Origin of the sequence: Rodentibacter caecimuris, from assembly GCF_001019715.1 — a bacterium.
Lineage (GTDB): Bacteria > Pseudomonadota > Gammaproteobacteria > Enterobacterales > Pasteurellaceae > Rodentibacter > Rodentibacter caecimuris.
Window position 1 is genome coordinate 1,599,455 of the sequence record NZ_BBXJ01000001.1, and the last position, 16,988, is coordinate 1,616,442.

19 protein-coding genes are annotated in these 16,988 nt (G+C 41.9%); 3 read left to right on the forward strand and 16 right to left on the reverse strand.

Going from position 1 to position 16,988, the window contains the following annotated elements; all coding sequences use genetic code 11:
- Positions 1-9: 9 nt before the first annotated feature.
- On the reverse strand, positions 10-2,427 hold the full coding sequence (locus PNEUHYL_RS07855) for a type VI secretion system Vgr family protein (protein ID WP_078061248.1): 2,418 nt from the start codon (positions 2,425-2,427) through the stop codon (positions 10-12).
- 461 nt (positions 2,428-2,888) lie between these two features.
- On the opposite strand from PNEUHYL_RS07855, the gene PNEUHYL_RS13765 reads away from it, so the two are divergent.
- The 3 genes from PNEUHYL_RS13765 to PNEUHYL_RS07865 all read left to right on the forward strand — a co-directional run bounded on the left by PNEUHYL_RS13765 (position 2,889) and on the right by PNEUHYL_RS07865 (position 3,682).
- A complete protein-coding gene (locus PNEUHYL_RS13765; RefSeq protein ID WP_255204586.1) occupies positions 2,889-3,011 on the forward strand; it encodes a hypothetical protein in 123 nt (40 codons plus the stop codon).
- A 27-nt stretch (positions 3,012-3,038) separates the two neighbouring features.
- Positions 3,039-3,242 (forward strand): hypothetical protein, encoded by a 204-nt coding sequence (locus PNEUHYL_RS07860; RefSeq protein WP_059366862.1) that lies wholly within the window; start codon positions 3,039-3,041, stop codon positions 3,240-3,242.
- Between the two features lie 110 nt (positions 3,243-3,352).
- Entirely contained in the window at positions 3,353-3,682 is a 330-nt protein-coding gene (locus PNEUHYL_RS07865) for a hypothetical protein (protein ID WP_059366864.1), read from the forward strand.
- A 53-nt stretch (positions 3,683-3,735) separates the two neighbouring features.
- Here the strand turns inward: PNEUHYL_RS07865 and PNEUHYL_RS07870 are convergent, their stop codons facing one another.
- The 15 genes from PNEUHYL_RS07870 to traD form a co-directional block, all read right to left on the reverse strand.
- On the reverse strand, positions 3,736-5,244 hold the full coding sequence (locus PNEUHYL_RS07870) for a conjugal transfer protein TraG N-terminal domain-containing protein (RefSeq protein WP_059366866.1): 1,509 nt from the start codon (positions 5,242-5,244) through the stop codon (positions 3,736-3,738).
- A 5-nt stretch (positions 5,245-5,249) separates the two neighbouring features.
- Entirely contained in the window at positions 5,250-5,588 is a 339-nt protein-coding gene (locus PNEUHYL_RS07875; RefSeq protein ID WP_059366868.1) for a hypothetical protein, read from the reverse strand.
- Positions 5,578-6,000, reverse strand: a complete 423-nt coding sequence (locus PNEUHYL_RS07880; protein ID WP_059366870.1) for a hypothetical protein — start codon at positions 5,998-6,000, stop codon at positions 5,578-5,580. The genes PNEUHYL_RS07875 and PNEUHYL_RS07880 overlap by 11 nt, the downstream gene beginning before the upstream one ends.
- The gene (locus PNEUHYL_RS07885) at positions 5,990-8,878 is read right to left on the reverse strand and encodes a conjugative transfer ATPase (protein WP_077663986.1); all 2,889 of its coding nucleotides are present in this window, start codon (positions 8,876-8,878) and stop codon (positions 5,990-5,992) included. Before PNEUHYL_RS07885 ends, PNEUHYL_RS07880 begins: the two co-directional genes overlap by 11 nt.
- Before the next feature lie 11 nt (positions 8,879-8,889).
- Positions 8,890-9,300, reverse strand: coding sequence for a TIGR03751 family conjugal transfer lipoprotein (locus PNEUHYL_RS07890; protein WP_059366872.1), 411 nt, complete (start codon positions 9,298-9,300; stop codon positions 8,890-8,892).
- 9 nt (positions 9,301-9,309) lie between these two features.
- Entirely contained in the window at positions 9,310-10,761 is a 1,452-nt protein-coding gene (locus PNEUHYL_RS07895) for a TIGR03752 family integrating conjugative element protein (protein ID WP_059366876.1), read from the reverse strand.
- A 10-nt stretch (positions 10,762-10,771) separates the two neighbouring features.
- The gene (locus tag PNEUHYL_RS07900; RefSeq protein WP_059366878.1) at positions 10,772-11,656 is read right to left on the reverse strand and encodes a TIGR03749 family integrating conjugative element protein; all 885 of its coding nucleotides are present in this window, start codon (positions 11,654-11,656) and stop codon (positions 10,772-10,774) included.
- Between the two features lie 7 nt (positions 11,657-11,663).
- A complete protein-coding gene (locus PNEUHYL_RS07905) occupies positions 11,664-12,311 on the reverse strand; it encodes a PFL_4703 family integrating conjugative element protein (protein ID WP_174435483.1) in 648 nt (215 codons plus the stop codon).
- Positions 12,311-12,679, reverse strand: coding sequence for a TIGR03750 family conjugal transfer protein (locus PNEUHYL_RS07910; RefSeq protein ID WP_059366881.1), 369 nt, complete (start codon positions 12,677-12,679; stop codon positions 12,311-12,313). The genes PNEUHYL_RS07905 and PNEUHYL_RS07910 overlap by 1 nt, the downstream gene beginning before the upstream one ends.
- Positions 12,680-12,688: 9 nt before the next feature.
- Complete coding sequence (locus PNEUHYL_RS07915) at positions 12,689-13,069, reverse strand: TIGR03745 family integrating conjugative element membrane protein (RefSeq protein WP_077474525.1); 381 nt, start codon at positions 13,067-13,069, stop codon at positions 12,689-12,691.
- A gap of 28 nt (positions 13,070-13,097) precedes the next feature.
- Positions 13,098-13,340 (reverse strand): TIGR03758 family integrating conjugative element protein, encoded by a 243-nt coding sequence (locus PNEUHYL_RS07920; protein WP_059366883.1) that lies wholly within the window; start codon positions 13,338-13,340, stop codon positions 13,098-13,100.
- Positions 13,341-13,342: 2 nt separating this feature from the next.
- Complete coding sequence (locus PNEUHYL_RS07925; RefSeq protein WP_059366885.1) at positions 13,343-13,654, reverse strand: integrative conjugative element protein, RAQPRD family; 312 nt, start codon at positions 13,652-13,654, stop codon at positions 13,343-13,345.
- A gap of 129 nt (positions 13,655-13,783) precedes the next feature.
- The gene (locus PNEUHYL_RS07930) at positions 13,784-14,479 is read right to left on the reverse strand and encodes a TIGR03747 family integrating conjugative element membrane protein (RefSeq protein ID WP_059366887.1); all 696 of its coding nucleotides are present in this window, start codon (positions 14,477-14,479) and stop codon (positions 13,784-13,786) included.
- Positions 14,479-14,835, reverse strand: coding sequence for a hypothetical protein (locus PNEUHYL_RS07935; RefSeq protein WP_129582408.1), 357 nt, complete (start codon positions 14,833-14,835; stop codon positions 14,479-14,481). Before PNEUHYL_RS07935 ends, PNEUHYL_RS07930 begins: the two co-directional genes overlap by 1 nt.
- Complete coding sequence (traD, locus tag PNEUHYL_RS07940; protein WP_059366890.1) at positions 14,816-16,975, reverse strand: type IV conjugative transfer system coupling protein TraD; 2,160 nt, start codon at positions 16,973-16,975, stop codon at positions 14,816-14,818. The genes PNEUHYL_RS07935 and traD overlap by 20 nt, the downstream gene beginning before the upstream one ends.
- Between the last annotated feature and the right edge of the window lie 13 nt (positions 16,976-16,988).

Consider the following 16,988-nt stretch of genomic DNA (forward strand, 5'->3'; position numbering starts at 1 on the left):
ATTCTTTCCTTACTTGATTAGTCCTTTTACCAACGCATCATAAACTTTTGCAATATCTAAAACAGATTGGTGGTTGGTCTCGTCATATTGATAGAATCCCTCATTCATTAGTTCATCATTATTGCTCTCTTTTTCAAATGACTCAATCATGGGAATTTCATAATTCAAACCGTTAACAAATCGAATTTCATATTTTTCAATATGCTCTTCATGAACAATTTCGATTTCCCCTTTATCATCTGTCACGCCTCGACCCAATTCCCGACCATCTGCATAAAGCGTGTAAGGCATGCCAATCAGCGGACGTTTAGTATGCGGCGATTGGAAAAACGTCAATCGCATTGGCGGTAATGTGGCTGAATTCACTTCCGTATTAAAACGCGTCACATGTTCCAACTCGGTACTTTCCTGACAAAGTTCCCCCTCAATATACACATTCCCTATCAGCTCAATTCCCTCTCGGTTGATAACTATCGAACCGCCCGGGCCACTGATTTCTACCGTTTCGTAACCCTCTAAATCAAATTGTTCGCAGATTTGCTCAAACAGTTCGCCCGCCTGCCAACTGCCGTTTTGCGCGATGTCGATGTTGAGTTCATTGCCGACGTGGATGATGGTGTCGCCATGTACATTGACATAACGGTTGTTATTGATGTTAAGGAGGTCATCTTGTTCCACTTTGGTGAGGCGGTTGCGTCCGATGTGGTTGGTTTGGTCTCGGTTGACGGTTAAGGCTTCGTCTTGATTGACGCTTTCCGTGCGGTTGTTGCCGATGTGGACGGTTTCATTTCGGTTCACTTGTTCGGTGCGGTTATGCCCGATTTGGGTGGTTTCGTCGTGTTTGACGAGGTGGTTGAGGTCTTTTTCGGCGTGGATAAAAATCTCTTCTTGTCCGTTTTCGTCTTCAAAACGCAGTTCGTTAAAGCCGTTACCTTTGTGACTTTTGGATTTTATTGTGGTGCGGGTTTTATGTTCCGGTAGTTTATAGGGCGGTTCGGTGGTGCTGTGATAGGTGCGCCCCACCACTATCGGTTGGTCGGGGTCGCCGTTGAGGTATTTGACCAGCACTTCATCGCCGATTCGCGGTATCATCATATTACCGTATTGCGCACCCGCCCAGCCTTGAATCACCCGTATCCAGCAAGAGCTGTGTTCGTCTCCGTTGCTCCGTCTGTCCCACGGGAAGTGTAGTTTAACCCGTCCCCATTCGTCACAGTAGATTTCTTCGCCTTCAGGGCCGACCACATGCGCCACTTGGGTGCCACGAATAATCGGGCGGGGTTTTGGCGGGCTGCGCCAAGGTTTGTGATGAGGGATGAGGAATAGGGTGTTTTCGTAATGGTTGCCACTTTTTGAGGGTTCGTCTTCAACCGTTGCCCGTTCTATCGCTTCTTCCTCTAACACACCGATTTGGCTTCCCCTATGTTCGACACGTACTACTAACCATTCTTGGTTGAATGCCGCTGAGTGGTGTCCTTCGAGGGTAAAACCGTAACCCGGTATGACGCGCATATCATCGCCCATAGCCTGTGCCGTTTCTGACTGCGCCAGTTCTGCCTCCAACCGATAACGGCTAAAGGGGTTGCCTTGTTCGTCCCGTTTGTATCGACCGGGGTAATCGTAGTGTTCATAAACGCTCGGCGAATTGACCGCACTTTTAGGCGATTGGGGGGAGGAAGAATCCTTTAGAGCGGCAGATTGGGCGGTATGTTGATGTTCTAAGTTGTAGTTAGGATTTAAGAAGGTGTAATCACGTAAAGTTTGCCGGTTTGTGGTCAGTCTGTGGCGGTATTCAAACTGCCAAAGACTGGCAAAAGGGCGGTCGCCTGCCGGATTGGCGTTATAGGTGAGGGTGCCTAAAATGGGCGAAGACCGACTTTGATGGGCAAAACATAATTCGTGGCTGCCGATATCATGTTTGAAATAATAATACCAGCCTTCTTCTGCCGCTAAGCGTTCAATAAAGGCGATATCCGTTTCCCGATATTGTACGCAATAGTCCCGCCCCCAATCCGACGGTAACGGTTCGAAGGTGACTTTTTCTACCCGATTTTTTTGCAACAACGTGCGGATGATTTTTTCGCTGTTTTGATGTTGGAAAATGCGGCTGTCCGATTGCAACCCCGCCCGGACTAACGCCGGCTCTACCACCATATTATAGTGGGTGCGCACAAAGCCCGTTTTACCCAACCCGAATCCCGTGACAATTCCATTGACATAGCGCACTGCTTTATCCCCCTGCCAAAAGGTGAAGGTGACCGATTTATCCATCAATGCCGAAAAGGGAATATTCGGGTCAAAACTGGATAACATCAGTTCTAAACGAAAAGGTTCGGAAAGTCCTTCGGTTAAATAAAAACTTACCACATCAAAATAGTATTTATCACCAGTATCAAGGGTGTAGCGGTAGTCGGATTGGGTTGTCATAAATCATCCTTTATTTAACACATATAAAAATAGCATTAGTATAGTGCAGTTTTATATATCTCTAAATGAAACAATTAACTGAATTTAAAATTTTTCGGAAATACTATGTAGCCTAAAGTGCCATTCATGCCATATCTAAGCAATAAATTGATGGGATTACGGTTATTTTTACAAAAATCTCAATAACCTTACGAGAAAACAAAGTAATTAATTGAAAATAAACTCGCTTTAAATTTACAAAAAATAAACAGAGAGTTGTTATCAATTCAAACTCCATTTATTGATAATAATAATTTAGCATGTTAATGATCAACAAACAAACGTTGATTTTGTGATAGCGTTAACATTTTTATAGAAATTTTATTTGCTAATTTTTCCCTAATTCTTACTCCTTAGAATACGCACCATTGAAAGGCAGTATTTCACTGCTTCAAAATTCAATCTCAAACAAGGAGAAACGTATGAAAAAAGCAAGTAAAACCTTATTAACCACTTTATTAGCCGGAAGCGTGACATTTGGTGTGGTAAATATCGCTCAAGCAATGTCGTCGGACGCACAAGCATTTCCTTTGAATAGGCAATAAATATCGCCATAGACAAAAAAAAGCAAAGTGGCTGAAGCCGATTTCATATTTCGAGACAGGCAAGAATTTTATAAAATTGAAACTCTTGCGAACGGACAGCGTTTCCACGTTATCGTAAATGGCGAAAACGGACAGATTATAGATATGCCAATGAAACACCGAGGGATGCATAAAGGCGAACACAAAGACTGGCACGGTAAAGCTACCGCACTGAGAGAAAGCATATACTAAGTTATTCTATCCGCTGACAAAGATCATTAAATAATGTTTTGAGCATCTTGCAACTTGTCATTATTCGGCTTATTATTGTTTGCAATCAATAATTGTTTGTGGAGTGCATTATGAATATCATAAAAAAAATATTAACGTTGCTATTCCCTCCAATCTTTCGTGAAATAGCGACAAGAGCGTTCTACTATACAAAGTATCTCCATTATCGCTTTAAAGTTTGGAAACATCCAAAAGCATTAAAACGTGTGTATTTATTTTTTATTGCACTTGTAGCCATTGTGGCAATTACTGTTTCTTTAATGTCATTCTTTGCTTTCGTAATGGTTCTTTTAATAACCTCTTTGCGTACAGAGAAATATGAGTACCATGATGACTACTATGAATATAATCCCTCTAATCCTTTTGGGCATGATTACAACCAACATAATTATGATAATTAAAGAATACCCCGCTATCAATATAACGGGGTATTTTATTCTTTATTTTTTATAGTTCATCTCGTGATCTGTTTTACTGTTTGTTGAGTGCTATCCTGTGTTTGTTTATTCACCGTATCATTAGTGCTTCTTGATATCGCACCAGCTAGTTCCCCACCGACTTTCAATCCAGCCCAAGACATCATCCCAAACCAAAGTGCGGGTAAAATAAAGAACATGGTCGCAATCACTAATTTTACAATCATATCGTCTCGCTCATTGACTAACCCGGCTAAGTTCCATCTTGAGTGAGTATCGCTGTTATATAATACCTCAATAAGCCACGTATCTAACCAACGTGCCAATTCCCACCAGAAGGAAAGGAAGAAAATACCAACGTGTACAAAAGTTAAGGTAATCATTGCTCTTACACCATACAAACCGATTATCATGATAAGTGGCATAGCTACAACAACAGCAAGTGAAAGTAGTCCCTGAACCATCGGGAGAGATTGACGCATCGCATCAAATGCCGGAAAAGAGAAGAATCCCGTAATGCCCATTCCTAAACCTGAAGCAACATAATTATAGACGCCATCAACCCCGGTATTGTTACCATACCCCATATACACCGGATCACCGTTTGATACCTTTAAATTATTTGGGCGCACGATGCTTCTTATCACTGTTTCTACACCCTCTGCGTACAAATCATCAGACACGGCTTTTTTCAGCTGCAAGAATACATCATCATCCACCGTATCAATAATACGCTGACGTAATCCAACATTTGGATCAGACCACCAAACTTTACAGCTCGGATACCCGCCATTGCCGGTATTGGGTAAAGCATCATCTCGAGGCAGTTCATATGCCCAAAATGGTTGAGGTGTTTTGGCTCTATATATGTCATAAAAACCGGGAGTATTCACTAAAAGACTTGAACCAATCCAATCAAGATCGCGAGATTGCACTTCATCGAGCTCAATTTTTTGGCGTTTAATTTTTGCTCTTGAAGGTAAAAAACAATTCTCTGCGAACTGCTGAATTTCCTGACGTAGAACCGGGCTTTGGATTCGAGTATGCTGAACATCAAAACGTAATTGTCGTAAATCCGGTTTACACGGAATGGTTGCAATAGCACCATGTGTAAATCCTTTGCCAACGGTATACATAAACGCCCACCAAAGCGGAAGAGAGGCTGTTTGTCCACTTAATTCAGACGACAATCCTTTCATTCCCAAATCACTGGGTTTACGCACCGAGTAACCACATTCTTTCATTCTCTCGGTATCAAACTGCAAGGTGCTATAAGACACGTTAAAAAGTGGTAAACAGGTGAAAACCATTACAATTAGGCTGCCATAAACCGCATTTTCAATCCACGCTGCAAGAAGTTTACCTTTATTTCCTTCATCATCCCCTTGCTCACGGGCTTTGATAAACAAGCGAATAATATGCGCAAGAAATGGGATCGCCCATGCACCGGTATCAACCATCAAATCCCAAATGCCGTTACTAATAATCCAACCAAGTAACGTTAAAAAATATTCATAATAGCTATCAACCGTTAAATAAATAGACATCTTACTTACCCTCGAAATGCCTGAAGCAGCTCAATCGTACTAAATAAAATCACGACAGCCCGAATTAAGCGTCGATAGGCACGTTTATCTTCCTCATTTTTGGCCAAATGGTAAATGCGATAGAGATAAATCGCACAAATGCTGTAGATAACGCCACGAATACCCAACCACATAAAGCGATGATGACGTACGCTTGAAAGTATTGTCAGCACACCATCGCTATGTGCCATTAAAAGTGCGGAAAATCCAATGAAGAGTGCCATCGTGATAAATAAAATCACTCCCCATTTGACCGCACTTTTTACCCATGAAAATGATTTGCTTATTTTTTCATCACGCTTCATCGTTCTTCTCTGTTGCAGGAGTTTGGCTATTTTTCACAGCGTTATCCACAGATTTTGTGGATAGCTCAAATTTCAATAATTCGATAAACCAATAACAATCTGCGGTATCAACCACATACAGATAAATACGAAGCGCATTTTCTGCAATCGGCGGATATTCGGTATAACCTGCGATGACAAACGTAAATGTCAACTTTCCCTGTTCACCCATCAAGGTGACTTTAACGTAATTTGTCTGACTCACCCGATAGGGGTGAATCAAAAGCTCTTGTAACACCCCCACTTTTTTTCTGCAATGGGCCAATAATGCATTAATTTGACTTAAATGAGGCTCAACTAATGTTTCTTTTAATACCTGAATATCCGTTTGATAGGCGGATAATTGAAAAATTGTTTTTGATTTAGTGAGCATAGATACCTCGTGCTTTATCAATGTTTTCAGCCACTTTTAACGCCGCATCCAATTCTGAAATGCCGTATTCTTTCATGATATCGGCACGTTCTTTTTTCTCTTCAGGTTCGGTCATCGCTAAAGCTAAATACAAACTAGGCGGTACAACCCTAAAAAGGGCTTCCATTTTTGTGGCAAGAACGACCCCTTCAGTGTATTTGCGATTCTCTTTTTTTGTTGAAAGTAATAAAAATTGCTGTTCCGGTGTCAGGTCTTTAAAGCGACTTACCTGCTCTACTTCATCTTTTTCTAAACAAAGCAGCTCCCACCATTCAATCATAGAAAGTAATTTCGCCGCATCATTCGGAAAGTCCTTCATATTTTGCGTGGCCAACCATAGCCAAATCCCTAATTTACGCCACATTTTCCCCGCTTTAGCTTTATAACGGGCAAGCATGGCATTGACGGTGATGATATGGGCTTCATCTGTTGCATTCACGATTGGGCGACCGGAGAATTGATATTTCTCACCGAGGTTATTGATATGGTTAATTAAGGAAATATAAGCAATAGATAGCTGTGCTTCATACCCCTCACGGGCAAGCGTTGCCAAATCGACCAAGGTCACATCTGCTTCGGGCCAAATCTCCCCTTCTCGATTAAATAATTCAGCATCAAAACTCCCCGGTTGACAAAACAACCCGATTGCTTCTCCCATATCGTAAGCACGTTCACGCCGTCTTTCCGGCAAATTCTCATCTTTACTTAATGTATAAAAGGCATCTCGAATATCTTGCGTGAGCGTTGTTCTTCCTTCTGCGACGGTCGTTTCTGCAGCCAAGATAATCGCTTTACGAATCATTGCTTCATCGGCACGTGTCATATTCTCGTCTTCTTTGACTTTTCCTCCGGTGATCATAATGCGCGCAATCATCTCCATTTCGCCCAAAATATCACGTTGTGCATCGCCTTCTTCAGCCTCATCATCGTTTTCCAGATCGCTCTCTTTAAATGCCGGCAAGTCACCTTCAGGGGATAATACTTGTTCAGATAACTCACGTTGTTTTTGTTGGATTTCCGGATCGGCAACTAATTTATTGCAATCGGCAAACAATGGGAGAGAAACCCCTGCACCGGGTTTTAAGGAAACTTTATTTACAGTGATACCATAGCGTTGAAAATATTCACAAATCAGCCCAAAAGAGTTACCGGCTTCGATAATAAATAATCGAGGACGGTAAATGGCCATCAGCTGGGCAAATTTGCCGTTCAAGGTAGCCGACTTCCCCGCCCCCGTCGGGCCAAGGATCAAACAATGGCCACTCTTAGCTCGGTCATCTTTATTTAATGGGTCAAAATCCAGTGGTGCACCACCTCGATTGAAATAGGTAATACCTGGGTGACGCGTGCCAATTGAACGACCTAATACCGGCATTAAATTGGCAAGGTGTTGCACAAAATTAAATTTCGTATAAAGACGTTTAGTATCATCTTCTGGATTAAAACACATTGGGAGCCAGCGTAAATACGTGCTTAATGGTGCAATTTCATTGCCTTCACGTATCGGCACTAAACCGGTACTTTGTAAAATTGAGCGTAACTTACGGCTCCGGCGTTTTAATTCGGTTTTATCATCCGCACGTAAATAAAACGCGAGAGAGGAAAGATATAGCTTATGTTTATCTTTGATATAACGTTTGACTTCTTCACAGTCTAACTTGGTATATTTTGATTCAGTATTGTCACCCAGTGCATTGTTACTGATTGCTGCTAAATGATTTTCCAGTACATCTTGAGGATAAATTACAATGGTCATCGCCATCACCGAATTTTCCGGCAACAAGTCAAATAACGCATTAATGTTATCCCCACGCTTTACTTCACCGGTTAAATGCCCGACCTCCGGTGCTCGGCGTAATGAATCGACAACCACGACTTCATGAGGCATATCATCAAAATACCAGTAGTGTTCTTCCGTACGGGGAGATTTCACTAATAAGGTTTCCGCAAAGTCATTGGCTAAATACAAATCACCCGGGGCATCAGTCTGTTTTTGCGTATAGCCACAAGACCGATAAAATTCTTCCTTATCATCAAATAAGTCCGGTTTTGGATTAAACCAACGTAATAGCCATTGGTGTACTGCATGACCATCTAAGCGTTTGGCCGTAATTCCGGCACTCAATAATGCGTTGGTTGCATTTTCACAAGTTGCGTCTAAATCCTCAATCGCCATATCCAGCTCATAGTTGCTTTCCACATAGCGATAAATAACCATACGTGTGCGACGTTGTTTCCCTCGCCACATCGTACCGGTTACTGCTTTGTCTTCAAATAATCCTTCCTCTTTAGAGACATCTTTAAGATGCTTGGTCATAATTTTGAGCCATTGCTCTGAAAACTCACTACCTTGCGCATCAGGACGAATATAACTACGTAAAATATCAACATAATCCATCGAGACTTCATCATCCTGGCAATAAAATTGGACAACCCAGGGATGATGATCAAGTTCGTCAAAGCTGTCTTGAATCGCATGGCACACTTTTGTGCGCACTTCATCCAAATAACTTTTAGAACGTCCTTCTGTACCAAGTGCATTTAATTCAAATATTGCCCCCACAGAACGACCATCTTCTAATAACAGGATTTTTCGATCGTCTAAATATTCCACATAAGGTATCTTATCGACAAAAGAGGACATGGGATGGTATTGCTTTAAATGTTCGGCTACGGTGTAGTCGCCTTGACGTTTGATAAAGACCGGTACACTTTCTGTCACCTCGTCCTGATCTTGCGTGATAGCATCTACCGGTTCAACCAATTCAGTATTGCCTTGAACGACATGGCGCTTCACCGGACGTCGGGAGGATTTTGATGATTTAAAAAGATTGAGCATCTCAATTCCTCCTAATAATCACGAGTTCTTTCGCCAGGTTGCGCGTATTGAATACGTCCGTAAAAAGGGAATACCGTCGTATAGCCGGGCACAGGCAATTGCTCAGCTGAGTTCGTTAAATGAGGAAACACATAGAGCGTCATATCCGGATTTGGAAGACGAGGAAAAAGGTTTGTGACCTCATTTTCTGCTGTCCGGGTATAACGAATATTCTCATCACCTACAACATCACGCCCTTCCAAAGGACGTGACGAATCAAGCGTATCACGTGCTTCATTAATGCCACTTTGCGAACTACCTCCGCCATTTTTCCAAATCTCGGCCATCGAGCGATCACCTGCCGGTAATAATTTCTCTTGAGAGGTTGAACACCCAGTCATTAAAAGTGCGGTCAAAAATGGGAGTAAATAACGCATTTTCATGTTGTCTCCTTAATCTAAATGCTTACGAGTGGAAGAGCCGTTATATTTCACTTTACGTGCCGCCTCGTTGTAATCAATCGCTAATTCTTTGGTGATATGGATCCCAACGGTTTTACCCGGTGGAACATAAATCGCATCAAACATTTGGCCAAAACGTTCTTTAACCCAGGTTGCCGTTTCATTTAATCCCCCGGCAAGCCCTTGTCCCAAAATATATTTACCTTGTTGCCCTGTCACTGCACCGACAACAGAACCGCCATCAACGATGGTTGTTGTTTGACCTTGCGCTAAACTTTGTGCTGCTGCACTTGCCCCGGATAATAAAAATTGCGTACTAAGATACTCCGGTGCATTTGTTTTACGTTCTCCGGGAATACAAGTTACCCCTTGAGGATCGGATAACCAACCGAACCCTTCCTCTGAATTTTCTCTTATCGTGCCGTTTTCACGCTGAGAGTGAGGTAAGGAGACAATACGTCCATCTTGGAAAATAAAGGTCATTGAAGTGACCTTTCCTCGTACACAAGACAGCGTCCAATCCCCAGATACCGTGCCGGATATCACCGCTTCTTGCACATCCGGCAATTCAATGCCATTTGCTAATAAGTTTTCACGTCCAATGATGGCTTTAAAAGGGAACGGATCCGTGAGTGCACCACCAATAGGCACACGTCCAATTAATGCCGTCAATGCCACCGCATCGACAAGCGTGGCATTAGCCGGAATGGTATAATAAGGCGTCACTTTAGTTTCATCGGTATAAACCCGTCTTTTTCTCGTTAAATCATCGGCCGCTTTCCCCACAACAGAGTCATCAAGTTTTTTGAAAAGATTAGGAAAGGAAGGAATTGCGCCAGTTGCACTCGCATCAACCGTCTTACCACTTTGGTCTTTATATTGCATATCATCCGGATCGACCCAGAGCATCCCGTCTGCACCGACTGCGTCATTGTTCATCACCGGTGCAATATTTTTTCCTTCACTTCCTAAACCAATGGGTAAGTCACTATTATTTTGATTCCCTGCATTCATCAGGCTTGTAGTTTGCGCTGAACCGGACATCATGGATTCAAGTTTCTGTTGCATACTATTAAGTTGAGCTTGGAATGACGCTTCAATCTCATTTTGACGTATTTGCACGGCTTCATTAATTCGTGCATTTATCTCGGCGGAATTTCCTTTTAAAGCAGCATTTTCACGACGTGTTTTTTCCATTTCCGATTTTGCTTTTTTCACTTCACTCAACAGCGTTTTAAGCGTGTCATGAGGGGTATCTCCATCTTTCAGATTTAAATCTCGTCGTTCTTCATCCGTTAAATCAAAAACCACTGAATTATCCGGTGTTGCAGAGATTTCTTCTTGTTTTGCTTTTTTGGTAATAATGACAGCTACCGCAATAAAGAAGAATATTGCGACAGGTACGCCATATTTAAGTAATTTATTTGATTTGACTTCGGCCATCTTCTACCTCCTATTGTGCGGGCACCGTGACGGTTTTCTTCACAAGTTTTTTCGTACTTGATTTCGTTTTGAGGTTACTTGGAATGATGGTTTTGCTCACATCGCCTTCCGTCACCAAATAAACAGTTGTTGTATCGTTAAGCGAACCATATTCCCCGATCCACCCATGTTGGAAACTGGCCGCATAAAAGTTTCCTTGGAGATAGCGAGGATCTAAATTCACTCGAAATGGCTCTAAGTGTTGTATTTTTACCGCTGTAACGACAAACCCATCTAATCCCCAGCTTTCAAGCGGTGTTGCGCGAACTTTTAAATTTGGGAGTAATGTCGGTAATGAGCTTGGTAATTTCATTGCAACACGTCGAACACCCGGGAGTGCCTCAACTGTTCGTAGTGGCGCATAAAGCGACTGTGCAGCATAACGCACCAATGCAGCAGGAACAGGTAAAGCGCTACGTACTTGATTGACGTCATCTTCAACTGAATCAGAAACACGGGTTTGTTCCACACCGGGGCGATTAGATTGCACATCCTCATCAAAGACCAATCGAATATGATCCGGCTTACGTTGGCTTTGTACGGCTTTCATATCAAGCAAGATATTTTGTCCCGTCCCAATTTCTCGCAATTGAATTCGATTTAACTCAAAAGGCTCTAGTGCCGTAAAATAAACGGCGCCTCCCATGCTTTGTACGCGCAATTTTCCTTGTAGATTTTGAGGTATGCCGACTTTCACATTTTTGTCTACAAAGATAATCCGTTCTTTATTTGTAGCAAGATCAATCGCCAATGGGGTTCTATCCCACTTCATTAAAATCTCAGCCTGAATGGAAAAGGCGGAAAAAAGTGCGGTCGAAACGGAGAGTGTTTTAAGTAAAAATGCTGATTTTTTCATACAAAACCTACTGTTGTTCTTTATTTTCGCGGTATTCAATGAGTTTTGGAGAGCTGCGGTAACAATCAATGGCAAGTCCCCAAGGATTTGCTTCCGGATTCACGTCATAGCGCACAACATGCAAAGGATAACGAACTAAAACGCGCTTTACCGGGTTATCTAAAAAGTACTCATCAGTACTTAAATCAAGGGTGACATCCCAGTCATCAGCACTATTAACGGTTACGCGATTTTCTGAAAATCCTCGTCCGGGTATCTCATAGACACCTCGAACACGATCGCGAAGTTCGCCCAGTGCATCTCGCTTAGCATAATCTTCCAATAAAAAGTTTTTGCACTGTGGTGTGAAATAGGCACTAAGCACCTCAATATTTTTTTTGTAATCGACCCGACCATCTGTTGGCCAACGATTTAATTGTTGAAAGATGTAGAAAGAAAAAGAATAAACGGAAGCCGGAGGAATTTCCCACCAAGCTTTTGTTGAGCCCGAGCGTAAATCGGGCGGAACATGGATAGTCAAGTTATCCGGTGATTTATGCCAACCATAACCTAATCCTAGACAGGTTATAAAAAGCCCCACAATCACCAAACGTAAGGAATTAACATGGGCGCGCTCATTACTTAACGCGTTTTTAAATCGACTCAATATACTCATTAGAAATGCCCTTTTTTGCGGGAACGATGAATTGACCAGTGGGTTTCTTCTGTAATGAATTTTGATGGAGAGCGTTTAAACTGGATATATCGCTCAAACCACGCATCAGGTTTTCCCCGTTTTAAGCCGGCGATATATCCCCCGCCAAAACGGATGCTCACCCAACCTAAAAGGAGAGCAACCAAAGGTATAATGTATAAACCAAGACCAAATAAGAGCACCACCAATAAGCCGATTACTACCCCAACAACGGCCCCTATGCCTACAACAACAAAAAGTTCCGTCATGGTCATTCCCCGAAAGACGGTCGGTGAGCGATTGATACGCTCAGGAAGAAAAGTAATGGTTGAATGAGAATGCTCTTGCATGGGATGTCCTTATAACATATCAATCGCTTTAGTAATTAACCAAATAATGACAATAAGAAGTCCTACACCCACACCGCAAATCATGCCGAATTCACCCCATGTTTTTTTACCGGCACGCACTTCTCTGAAGGTTTCAATCGCAGAGCCTGCTACAACAAAAAATGCCCAGCAACACACTAATAAACCCAATAATGTCGCAATATCAAAACCATAATTTTTTATGGTTTCCATAATACCGGAGCCTTCACCACGGCTAGGGGCATCCATTTTAGGAATACCTTTACCACCGCCTCCGCCAGTAGCTAATGCATTTCCGGTTTGTAACGCCAATAATGGAATGGCAAGTGCAGCTTGTTTACCGTATTGTTTCAATTTCACGAATGTTTTCATTAGATGTTCCTTAATATTGAAAATAAACCTAACGCAATAAAAAATAGCCCATAATGCAAAAAAACAAGACGCCACGCACAATCAATCCGCCAAAGGTACTCATCTTCATGTTACCTTCCCGCAAATCTTTAAATGCATTTACCCAGATATATGCCAAGACCAGGAAAACGCTGACAAAAATCAAGCCTATGATGAGGATATGAAGTTCGTCAGGCGTCGCACCTGAACCGGCTTTAAAGGCATTTTGTACTACAGATGACTTGTCCGACATCGTTAGTTTTTCCGGAGTTTATCGTAGTAACCGGAAAGGCTTTTAAGTTTGCGAGGGTCGCGTGGTTGGGCGCGATCACCGTTAATGTAGAGATTAATCCCTTGTTTAACGGTATTAATATCTTGATGCGCTTTTTGATAATCAAAATAGAGACGACTTTTCAGCCCGGCATTCGCACTTTTTTGGGCACGAACCAAAGCTTGTTTAGCCGATTCTAGTTGTCTCATAGCTTGTTCTAATTCACTGGTTTCATCAGCATAAGCAACCGTTGAACATGCTAATGAAAAGAGAAAAATGAAAGCAGCGTTACGCATGAATTTCTTGCTCCAAAGGTTAATTTTATTGCAAAGAAATAATGCAAAATTTAGGAAAGGATTGTAATGAGAAATCCTATTGAGAAGTAAGAGAGTTTATTTAAAGCCCACAAAGGTGGGCTTCCTTTATTATAAATGTTTCTTAAAGTTTGACAGCGTAAAAGAAATCGTCAGTCCAAAGAAAACGGCAGAGGGGATTAAAATCCAGTTAGGGTGAATGGAAAAAGGAATAGATAAATACAATATCCAAGCAACAAGCATGACCGGAAAAATCGCTCTTTTAGCATGATGGTATTTAAATGCGGATTCCCGTCCTACGCCAAAACGACGTAAATCCCGCTGAACCAATCCATCTACAATACCCACTAAAGCCGCAAGTAAAAACAATGGGCTGGTCAGCACAATGATCATTAATCGAATAATGAACGTGATGATGACATAAAGTGCAGATTCAACGTAATCGCGTAGATAATGATAAATCCATGCCCCCCATTCAGAGCTTGAGGGATCATTAAGCCAAGCCTGAATCCCGGTTCGCACAAATAACCAATGATGTGTTTGTAAAATTGCCCACTCCACAAATTCCACGGGCGTACTATAAAGAAGACTTTTTTGAAATTCAGTGGAAAACCAACCGAACTCATTTTTCATCACCAGTTTACTGTGTAGATAACCGGGTGGCTCCCAATATTGAAACGCAATACCCACCCATTCAATGACGATACTGAGTAATAACGAGAAAATGAGTGTGCCAATCACTTTGCAAGGTAAGAATTCCTTTTTCTTCTTTTCCGGTTGGCTTTTATCTTGTTCGTTTCCTGCCATTAATTCACCTTTTGTTGTGATAAACGCTGACACTGCACAAGCACGTCACCGGGATATTGTTGTGTAAAACGCAACCAAAAACTAAAATAACCTTCCGGGAGTACCGTACCGAATTTAATTTCCTCATCATGACTCCATACTTCAATCCCATATTGAGCAAGATAATTATCCAGTTGATGTAATGACCACTGATGTTTTTCCCACTCCGGAAAAATTGTCTCGACAAAAAAGACAAGTCGTTCATTATCAAATTGACCCACTGAAGATAATCCAAAAGGTGCGCCCATATCAATATCCAGATTCACCCGACAATCCGGTGTATCGGTAATTCGCATTTCAATCTTTGTATTTTTCATTATCATATGATTCTCTTAATGTTTTTTGAGACAACGCTTCAAAGGCTTCTACCGCCTCTTTATTGGGCTGATAATGATGCACACCTTCCCACCAAGAATCTGTCGTTCGATAGTTATTTCGCATATAGTCGGCAAGTTGCTGTAAAGATGAGGGCATCATATCGTCTTTATCTTCAACCGGTAATGGCATTCTAATCTTCCACAATTGAGAGCCTTCTATTAGGGCAAAGGCCTGTCCCTTGGGTAAATTCGTAATATCCGCAGCAGAAAGCATCGGTTTTGATTTTACTGTCACCCTATCGCTCGTATTAGAGCCGAAATCCTCATATGAATTGGGGTTCGTATTATCACTTGTGCCGGAAAGCGCCATCACTTCCAATATATTTACTTCATGTAAATTTTTCGTCATGACTTCTGCTGTCGCTTGTTCTTTAACCCTAAGCATCACAAGCGTATTAAAGTTACCAATGATTTGCCCGGCTTTTGCTCTATCTTGCGTCCTTGCTTGAATATCAGAAATGGTTTGCGTGTATGCCGTAACTTGAATACCTGCCCCACCGCCTTTATTGATTAATGGGATAAATTCATCACCAATTAATTCGTTAAATTCGTCACAATGTACATTGATGGCAATCTTACCTTGTTTCGCATTGGCTTGCTGAGGTAATCCTTCATTGACCCCAAATTTATAAATATGCCCAGCCATCGAGACCAAATCAGCAAACATGGAATTGCCCACAGCAGAGGCGACTGTCAAATCAGAGAGTGCATCAAGCCCAATATAAACAATCCCACGCTTACGGATGACTTCTTCCCAATCAAAAATAGGGCGCGTATCTGTAATATCGGAATAATCCGGAGAAAGCAATTCAGCCACTTTACCCGATGTTAATTTTTCCAATAACGGCAAAAGCGAGGCCACAATCTTATCAAAGTAAGTTTTGTCATAACGTACCGCACTACATAATCCATCCAATACGGGATCAAAAATTTGTTCATCACGAATATATTGATCGACGGCAATGACCTCCGGACTACGCCCTCTCATTGCAAGCGAGGATTTATTCGGATCGACTTTGACTGCTGCTTCCAGAATCGTCAACCAGATTTTTTTATCTTTCCGATCGAAATAGAATCTAGCATAATCCAAGAAAAGTGACTCTATACTTCGAACATAGCGTGCAATTTGTTCATAATTAGGGCGACGTCCAAGTTCAACTAATGCCCTGGAAATAATATTCACAAATCGCCAGGCAAACTCTTTAAATGCTGCCGAATTCCCCGCACCGCTTAATTGACCGGAAATTCGAGACGCCACTTCGGTGATTTTATTAAAACGCCCAACGGCATTATAGCGGGCAGAAATATCCGGCCAGCCTAAATGAAAAACATAGAATTCTTTTTCCCGACCTGCCCTCTTCGCTTCAGCATACATTCTTTTGAGAATATCGGCATCCCCTTTAGGATCGATAAATATCACGACTTCACGCTCTTCAAAGCGGCTACCTCGATTGATATCTTGTGTAATTAATGTCTCAGCAAGTCGTGTTTTTCCAACACGGGTTGTCCCTAATACCAACATATGACCTACACGACTACTTAAGGGAACCGTCACATTGACTTCGTTTAATTCAATACCATGAATTGCTGGAATGCCTTCAACCGGAGGTAAGGGTCTAAAAGGATTAAAAGGACTGTCTTTTGACGTCAATTTAGCAATAAAGCTATCGCTGTGTTTCTTCTCAAATTCACGTACCCAGGTAAAAGACCTGGAAGGAAGTGTGTATTTTTCGGCAGATTGCTGAAAGCAATCATGTAATCGCTGTGTATGTTTTTGTTGCCAACGAAACCCTTTACCTAAAAAAAGATCACGTTTAAATACCGGTATTTGTTTACTGGTTAAGGCATAGTACGGTAAACGTTTTAAATTTCGGTGATAACGTAAAATCTGCCAACCCTCGTGTGCCCGTTTTGCACCAATTAAGCCAAATCCCAATGCCATGCCATATCCTACATGCGGTTTTAACGCTACCGCCCAAGGTGCATAAGCACAAAGACCGGCAGCCATCGTACAAATCGCTGTCGTATAAAATTCGACAGGAGGGCGTAATAATGCTTCAACAAGATATTTATTACTCATCTCTCACCTCGAT